Annotated in this window: 7 protein-coding genes; 4 read left to right on the forward strand and 3 right to left on the reverse strand. The window is 65.0% G+C overall.

Going from position 1 to position 7955, the window contains the following annotated elements:
* From EOA27_RS12900 to EOA27_RS12910, 3 genes are all read right to left on the reverse strand, one after another.
* A partial coding sequence (locus tag EOA27_RS12900) for an LLM class flavin-dependent oxidoreductase (protein WP_127256337.1) occupies window positions 1-1075 on the reverse strand: 1075 nt, incomplete at its 3' end.
* Entirely contained in the window at window positions 1072-2034 is a 963-nt protein-coding gene (locus EOA27_RS12905) for an LLM class flavin-dependent oxidoreductase (RefSeq protein WP_126079895.1), read from the reverse strand. The genes EOA27_RS12905 and EOA27_RS12900, both read right to left, overlap by 4 nt.
* Window positions 2035-2457: 423 nt before the next feature.
* A complete protein-coding gene (locus tag EOA27_RS12910; RefSeq protein ID WP_126079894.1) occupies window positions 2458-3378 on the reverse strand; it encodes a LysR family transcriptional regulator in 921 nt (306 codons plus the stop codon).
* 132 nt (window positions 3379-3510) lie between these two features.
* Here EOA27_RS12910 and EOA27_RS12915 point away from each other — a divergent pair, with 132 nt between their 5' ends.
* From EOA27_RS12915 to EOA27_RS12930, 4 genes are all read left to right on the forward strand, one after another.
* Window positions 3511-4737 carry a urate hydroxylase PuuD gene (locus EOA27_RS12915; protein WP_126079893.1) on the forward strand — a complete coding sequence of 409 codons (1227 nt, stop codon included), beginning with the start codon at window positions 3511-3513 and terminating at the stop codon, window positions 4735-4737.
* Between the two features lie 2 nt (window positions 4738-4739).
* The gene (gene guaD / locus EOA27_RS12920) at window positions 4740-6056 is read left to right on the forward strand and encodes a guanine deaminase (protein ID WP_126079892.1); all 1317 of its coding nucleotides are present in this window, start codon (window positions 4740-4742) and stop codon (window positions 6054-6056) included.
* Window positions 6057-6275: 219 nt separating this feature from the next.
* On the forward strand, window positions 6276-6779 hold the full coding sequence (locus EOA27_RS12925) for a heme-degrading domain-containing protein (protein WP_126079891.1): 504 nt from the start codon (window positions 6276-6278) through the stop codon (window positions 6777-6779).
* Window positions 6776-7955: glycerate kinase (locus EOA27_RS12930; protein ID WP_145970332.1), on the forward strand; the 1180-nt coding region annotated here is incomplete at its 3' end. The genes EOA27_RS12925 and EOA27_RS12930, both read left to right, overlap by 4 nt.

Here is a 7955-nt window from a genome sequence, read left to right on the forward strand (position 1 = left end):
CCTGCAATTCGTCGGCGATCTCTTCGGCAGTGCTGACAATCCGCCAATGGCCGCGCGCGCCGGCAAAGTATCGCGCCAGCTCGCGGATCGAGAGCCCGTCGCGGCGCGCCTGTTCGATGACCAGCGCCTGCCGGCTCTTCATGCCTTCGCTCTCCGGCAGCTCGGGCAGCGGCCCATCGATCGGGTAGCGCCCAAGATCGGAAATGCTGAGATAGCTGGAGAGCAGCGCCACGCCGACATCGTCGGGGATCAATTCCTGCAGTGCATCGTATTTCGCCTGTGCCTCGGCTTTCGTGGCGGCCACGATCGGCGCCACTCCGGGCATGATCTTCACATCGTCCGGCTGGCGGCCATAGGCGGCGAGCCGCCCTTTGAGATCGTCATAGAAGGCCCTGGCTTCCTCGAAAGTCTGCGCGGCCGAGAACACGACATCGGCGGTGCGCGCGGCCAGATCCTTGCCGTCGTCCGATGCTCCGGCCTGCACCATCACCGGCGCGCCCTGCGGCGAGGGCGGGACGTCGAGCGGGTCGCGCACCGAGAAGCTTTCGCCGTCATGGCCGGCCGGCTTGCGGTGCCAGAGCCCGGTGATCACCGTGGCGAACTCGCACGCCCGCGCATAGCGGTCGGCATGCGGCCGCAGCCCCGTCGCGCCGAAATTCGCCGCTTCGATCGGGCTGGCCGAGGTGACGAGGTTCCAGCCGGCCCGCCCGCCGCTCAGATTGTCGAGCGAGGCGAAGGTTCGCGCCAGCCCATAGGGTTCGTTGTAGCTGGTCGATGCCGTGGAAACCAGGCCGATGCGCTCGGTCTGGACGGCCAGGGCTGAAAGAAGGCTGATCGGCTCGAAGCCGATCGAGCGTGACGTCTGGCTGGCAATGTTGACATTGGCCTCGCGCAGGCCGGCGGCGTCCTCGCAGAACACCATGTCGAACTTCGCCGCTTCAGCAGTGCGGGCAAGTTGAATGTAATGCTCGATGTCGATACCGGCCGTCACATGCGCGTCCGGATGGCGCCAGGCGGCGATGTGGTGTCCGGTCGCCCACAAGAACAGGCCGAGCTTCATCCGGCGCGCGGTCATTTTGCGCCTCCTGTGCCGAGGCCAAGACGGGCGCGCAGCGTCGCGCCCTGCTGGCCCCGGCCGGCGAGGCCATCGCGTCGGAGCTCCGGCAAGGCACGGTCGGTAAAATTCTGAAGTGCCGGGACATCAGCCGGCAAAACAAGATTGAAGCCGTCGCAGCCGCTCGAGCCCAGCAAGCTTCGAAGCCCGTCGATAGGCGGCTCGGATTCAATGGCGACCGTCAGCAGCACCATCACGCCTTCCGGTTTGCGGCCGGCGGCAAGCGCCCGGCGTCTCAAGTCGGCGGTCGCAGCATTGGCAGCGTCGGCCGACTGTTCCGCGATCAGAATGACGTCGGCGCCACGGCTTGCGAAATCTCGATCGGTTTCGTTCAAACCGGACATGACCAGCACCGGCGTGTCCTGAGGCGAACGCGCGACATTGAGTGGCCCGCGCACCGCGAAGAACTCGCCCTTATGGTCGAGCATATGCATCCTGTCGGGATCGTGGAACCGGCCGCCCGCCTTGTCGAACAGCAAGGCATCGCCGTCCCAGCTCCGCCATAACCCTTGGACGATGCCGATATATTCCTCCGCGCGACGGCGAAAATCGCCATCGGAGAAACCTTCCGGGCGGCTGAAATTCGCCGCCTCGCGCGGGTTCTGCCTCAGTGTCGCGTTCCAGCCGACGCGGCCATGGCTGATGATGTCGAGCGAAGCAAAACGGCGCGCCAGATTGTAGGGCTGGTGCGCGAGCGTCGAGGCGCTGGCGACGAGGCCAATCCTGTAGGTCACCGTCGCCAAGGCGGCCAGCAGCGTGGTCGCTTCGAACGGGCTGGTCGATGGTCCCTCCGCGACGTCGGAAATGATGACCATATCCACACCGGCCGCTTCCGCCTGCCGTACGAAGGCGCTGATTTGGCCGAAGTCCAGGACGTCTTGTCCTGTGGCTGCGATGTTGAGCGAAACGGCGAAATGCATGTGGCGGCCCTCGGCTGCCCTGAAAATCGGGCAGACGTCTGGCCCCCAACCTAGGCCGCTCTTCGCGCATGGCAACCGGATCGAGTGGGCCACGAGGCTGTCATATGCCGACCAGCCTTTGACTGCATCAAGGCAGAGGCCTTGGCCCGAATGTCATGTTGGCGGCCACATGTTTCGGCGATTAGCCTGAACGCTCCTCGCGGTCGTCATTCTATGGCGGAGCAAGGAGCGAAGCGACGCGGCGCAGACCCGAGGATCCATTCCGTGACGTCGAGGCGCCGCGCAACGAGGCAGAATTCTGCTCCGCTGCGCCCCACGTCGAAGGTCACGGAATGGATCCTCGGGTCTGCGCGCCGCTTCGCGTCGCTCCGCCCGTGGATGACGACGTCGCGGAGGCTTCGGCCAACCGAGAGCAAGCCACCACTACTTCCCCGCAAGAATATCCTTGATCAGCCGCTGGCAGCGCTCGGCCATGAAGTCGAGCAGCAGCCGCACCTTCGGGTCCTGCAGCTTCTTGTGCGGATAGACGGCGGCGAATTGCACCGGCGTTGGCGGCGTCTGCGGCAGGATCACCTTCAGCCGGCGGTCGCGGATGAAGGGCTCGACCTCGAACCGCGGCTTGTTGATGATGCCGCGACCCGACAGCGCCCAGCCGGTCAGCACGTCGCCGTCGTCAGTGTCGTAAGGGCCGTGCACCTCGAACTTCTGCGGGCCGCCGGGCGTCTGCAGCGTCCAGACATATTCGCGCGCGCCGGCATAGCGCAGCATCAGGCAGTCGTGTTTCCTGCCGATCAGTTCCTGGGGTTCGGCGGGCTCGCCGCGCGCTTCCAGATATTTCGGCGCCGCCACCAGCACGCGCTCGCATTCCATGATGCCGCGCATCCTGAGGCTCGAATCCTCGATGATGCCGAGGCGGAAGGCGACGTCGATGCCTTCCTTCATGATGTCGACATTGTGGTCGGAGAGCCTGAGCCGCACCTCGATATCTGGATATTTGTCGTGGAAATCCGGGATGCCCGAGGCGATCAGCCGCCGTCCGAGGCCGAGCGGCGCCGTCACCCTGATGGTCCCGCGCGGCTGGCCGGACAGCGATGCGACCGCGGCTTCCGCCTCGGTGATGGCATCCAGCACCTGCTTGGCGCCGGTGTAGAACACTGTGCCGTGCTCGGTCGGCATCAATTGACGGGTCGTGCGGTTGAACAGCCGCACCCCCAGATGCTTTTCCAGTTCCTTGATGCGGTTGGAGGCGACGGCCGGAGAAATGCGCATGTCACGCCCCGCCGCCGACAGATTGCCGAGCTCGACGACGCGGACGAAGACGGCGATGTTGTCGAGATAGGCCATGCGTGGCTCTCAAACGGCTATGAGGGGCAAGCCTAGTATTTTCCATTTTTTTTTGAAAGTCATCGCGCACCTCGCCTCTTTTCGTTTGCGCTGCACACCGTAAAGTCGCTCTCATCGGCAGGGACGATTTCAATGATGGATTTCGCGATTTTCTGGGACTGGCTAAGCTTCGCCGTCCGCTGGCTGCATGTAATCACCGGCATCGCCTGGATCGGCTCCTCCTTCTATTTCGTCGCCCTCGATCTCGGCCTGCGCCAGCGTCCCGGCCTGCCTGCCGGCGCCTTCGGCGAGGAATGGCAGGTGCATGGCGGCGGCTTCTACCACATCCAGAAATACCTGGTGGCGCCGGCCGAGATGCCGGAACACCTCACCTGGTTCAAATGGGAGTCCTACGCCACCTGGCTGTCGGGCTTCGCCATGCTCTGCGTGGTCTACTATGCCGGCGCCGATCTCTTCCTGATCGATCCCAACGTGCTCAACATCTCGGCGCCGGTCGGCATCCTCTTGTCGCTGGCCACCATCGGCGTCGGCTGGATCGTATACGATCTTCTGTGCCGCTCGCCGCTCGGCAAAAGCGACACTGGGCTGATGCTGGTGCTCTATTGCGTGCTGGTGTTCATCGCCTGGGGGCTCACCCATCTCTTCACCGGCCGCGCCGCCTTCCTGCATCTCGGCGCCATCACCGCCACGATCATGTCGGCCAATGTCTTCATGGTCATCATCCCCAACCAGAAGATCGTCGTCGCCGACCTCATCGCCGGCCGCAAGCCTGACCCGAGATACGGCAAGATCGCCAAGCAGCGCTCGCTGCACAACAACTACCTGACCTTGCCGGTCCTGTTCCTGATGCTGTCGAACCACTACCCGCTGGCCTTCGGCACGCAGTTCAACTGGGTCATCGCCTCGCTGGTCTTCATCATCGGCGTGCTGATCCGGCACTATTTCAACACGGTCCATGCGCGCAAAGGCAACCCGACCTGGACCTGGCTGGGCGCCGCCGTGCTGTTCATGATCATCATCTGGCTGTCGACCGTCCCGAAGGTGCTGACCGGCGAGCCGAAGACCTCGGCCGCCTCCGCCGCCGCTCAGGTCTATATCGCCTCGGCGCATTTCCCGGCCGTGCGCGACACCGTGCTCGGCCGCTGCTCCATGTGCCATACGGAAGAGCCGGTCTATGAAGGCATCTACCATGCGCCGAAGGGCGTGCTGCTCGACACCGACGAGCGCATCGCCGAGCATGCGCGCGAGATCTACATCCAGGCCGGCCGGGCGCATGCCATGCCGCCCGCCAACGTCACCCAGATCACCGACCAGGAACGGGCCCTTCTGGTCGCCTGGTTCGAAGGCGCCGGAAAATAGGCATGACAGCGAAAATTCTGCGCGGCCGTACGCTCTCCTTCATGCGCTGGCCCGAAACGATCGACGACCATTCCGCCTGGCGCTACGAGGAGGATGGCGCCCTGCTGATTGACAATGGCAGGATCGTCGCCGCCGGCGCCTATGCGGATGTCTCGAAGAAGGCGGGCGCCGGCGTCGAGACGATCGACCATCGTCCGCATCTGATCCTGCCGGGCTTCCTCGACGCGCATGTCCATGTGCCGCAGATGCAGATCATCGCCTCCTACGGCGCCGAGCTGCTCGACTGGCTGAACAAATACACCTTTCCAGAGGAGTCGAAATTCCAGAACGCCCAGCATGGCCGCCGCATCGCGCGGCTGTTCCTCGACGAGATGCTGCGGCAAGGCACGACGACGGTCGCCGCCTATTGCTCGGTGCACAAATCATCGGCGGAAGCCTTCTTCGCCGAGTCGCATGAGCGCAACATGCTCAACATCGCCGGCAAGGTGATGATGGACCGCAACGCCCCGGACGGCGTGCTCGACACGCCGCAAACCGGTTACGACGACAGCAAGGCGCTGATTGCCGAATGGCACGGCAAGGGCCGTCAGCTCTATGCCATCACGCCGCGCTTCGCCATTACGTCTACGCCCGAGCAGATGGAGATGGCCGGCGCGCTCTGCCGCGAGCATCCCGGCCTGCACATGCAGACGCATCTGTCGGAGAACCACGCCGAGATCGCCTTCACCCAGGAGCTCTACCCCTGGTCGCGCGACTACACCGACGTCTATGAGCATTACGGCCTGCTCGGCAAAAAGAGCCTGTTCGGCCACTGCATCCATTTGTCGGAGCGCGAGGCGGATGCGCTGTCGCAATCGGGCTCGGTCGCGGTGTTCTGCCCCACCTCCAATCTTTTCCTCGGATCCGGCCTGTTCGACTACCAGCGCTATCGTCTGCGCGAGAAGCCGCTTCGGATTGCGGCCGCGACCGATGTCGGTGGCGGCACCAATTATTCGATGCTGCGCACCATGGACGAGGGCTACAAGGTGATCGCGCTGAACGGCGAGAAGCTGAACCCGTTCCAGTCCTTCTGGCAATTGACGCGCGGCAATGCCGAGGCGCTGTCGGTGGCCGACAAGGTCGGCACGCTGGAGGAGGGCACCGATGCCGACATCGTCGTGCTCGATGCCCATGCCACGCCGGGCATGCGGCTCAGGATGGAGACGGTCGAGACGCTGGCGGAGGAGCTGTTCCTCTTGCAGACGCTGGGCGACGATCGGGTTGTGCGCGAGGTCTATCTGGCGGGCCGTCCGGCGAAGAGCGCGATTGTCGCAGGGTGACCCCCTCACCCGGATTGCCGACCGAATTGCGAAGCGCAATTCGGGGCAATCCGACCTCTCCCCGAGGGGAGAGGAGCGAGCCGGCGCTGGCGCCAGTCTCTTCTCCCCTCGGGGAGAAGGTGGCCGCGAAGAGGCCGGATGAGGGGGCGTCCGCGATGGATGCTTGACCACACGGAGCTTGTCGTACAAACGACGGTGTCGATTTTCGGAGAAAGAGACATGGCCACCGCCGACGACATCGCTCTGATCAAGAAACAGGAAGCCACGCTGGTCTTCCCGGCCTTCGACGAGGCCGTCGCCTTCAAGATCGGTTCCGGCATCAGGGATCGGGCGCTGAAGGAAGAGCTGCCGATCATCGTCGACATCAGGACCTTCGACCGGCCGCTCTTCTATGCCGCGATGCCGGGCTCCAACGCCTCCAATCCGGACTGGGCGCGGCGCAAGATCAACGTCGTGAAGCGCTATCTGAGAAGCACCTATCGCCTTGTGCTGGAGCAGCAGCGGCCTGACCGCACGTTCAAGGTCGGCGAAGCGCTTGACATCGCCGACTATGTGCTGGCCGGCGGCGGCTTTCCGGTCACGGTCAAGGGGGCCGGGGTCATTGGCGTCATCGCCGTTTCGGGCCTGCCGGAGCGCGAGGACCACGGCGTCGTGGTCGATGCGATCTGCGCGCATCTCGGCGTCGATGCGAGCAAGCTCAGATTGCCGCCGGAAGACAAATGACCGATCCAAAGACCTTCCTCACCTCGATCTTCAAGGCCGCCGTCGCCGCCGCCGACCCGGAAAAGACGATCCGCAATCATTTGCCGGCTAAGCCGAAAGGCCGCACCGTCGTCATCGGCGCGGGAAAGGGCTCGGCGCAGATGGCGGCGGCCTTCGAGAAGGTCTGGGACGGTCCCATCGATGGTCTGGTCGTCACCCGCTACGGCTATGGCGCCAGTTGTGAGCGCATCGAGATCATCGAGGCGGCGCATCCGGTGCCGGATGCCGCCGGCCTGGAGGCCTCGCGCCGGCTGCTCGAGAAGGTGCGGGGCCTGACTTCGGAAGACCTGGTCGTGGCGCTGATTTCCGGCGGCGGCTCGGCCCTGCTGCCGTCTCCCGCTCCCGGCCTGACGCTTGCCGACGAGATCGCCGTCAACGAGGCGCTGCTTGCCTCCGGCGCGCCGATCGCGGCGATGAACACCATCCGCAAGCATGTCTCGACCATCAAGGGCGGACGCCTGGCTGCCGCGGCGCATCCGGCGCGGGTCGTGTCGCTGGTCGTCTCCGACATCCCCGGCGACAACCCGGCGCTGGTCGCCTCGGGGCCGACCGTTCCCGACACCGGCAGCCGTCAGGATGCACTGGCCTCGATCGCCGCTTATGGCATGAAGCTGCCGGCCTCGGTCATGGCCCATATCCAGTCGCCCGACGCCGATGCTCCGCGTCCCGGCGATCCGCGCTTTGCCGGCAATGAGGTGCACCTGACCGCCTCGGCCGGCGTCTCGCTGGAAGCTGCCGCCGCCGAAGCGAAGCGGCAAGGCATCGAGACGGTCATCCTGTCGGATGCCATCGAGGGCGAGGCGCGCGAGGTCGGAGGCGTCCACGCCGCGATCGCGCGCGAGGTGGCGACGCGCAACCGCCCTTTCAAGAAGCCCGTGCTGATCCTGTCCGGTGGCGAGACCACCGTCACCTTGCGGGCCAAGGGGAAGGGCGGCCGCAATTCCGAATTCCTGCTCGCCTTCGCCATCGGTATCGACGGTGTCGAGTGCATTCATGCCCTTGCTGCCGACACCGACGGCATAGACGGCTCGGAGAACAATGCCGGCGCCTTCGCCGACGGCTCGACCGTGGCGCGCATGCGCGCCACGGTCGAGCCGTCGGCGAAGGCGCCGGCATTGTTCTCCGAGCCGTCTATGC

The sequence above is a fragment of the Mesorhizobium sp. M2A.F.Ca.ET.037.01.1.1 genome (assembly GCF_003998075.1).
Classification (GTDB): Bacteria; Pseudomonadota; Alphaproteobacteria; order Rhizobiales; family Rhizobiaceae; genus Mesorhizobium.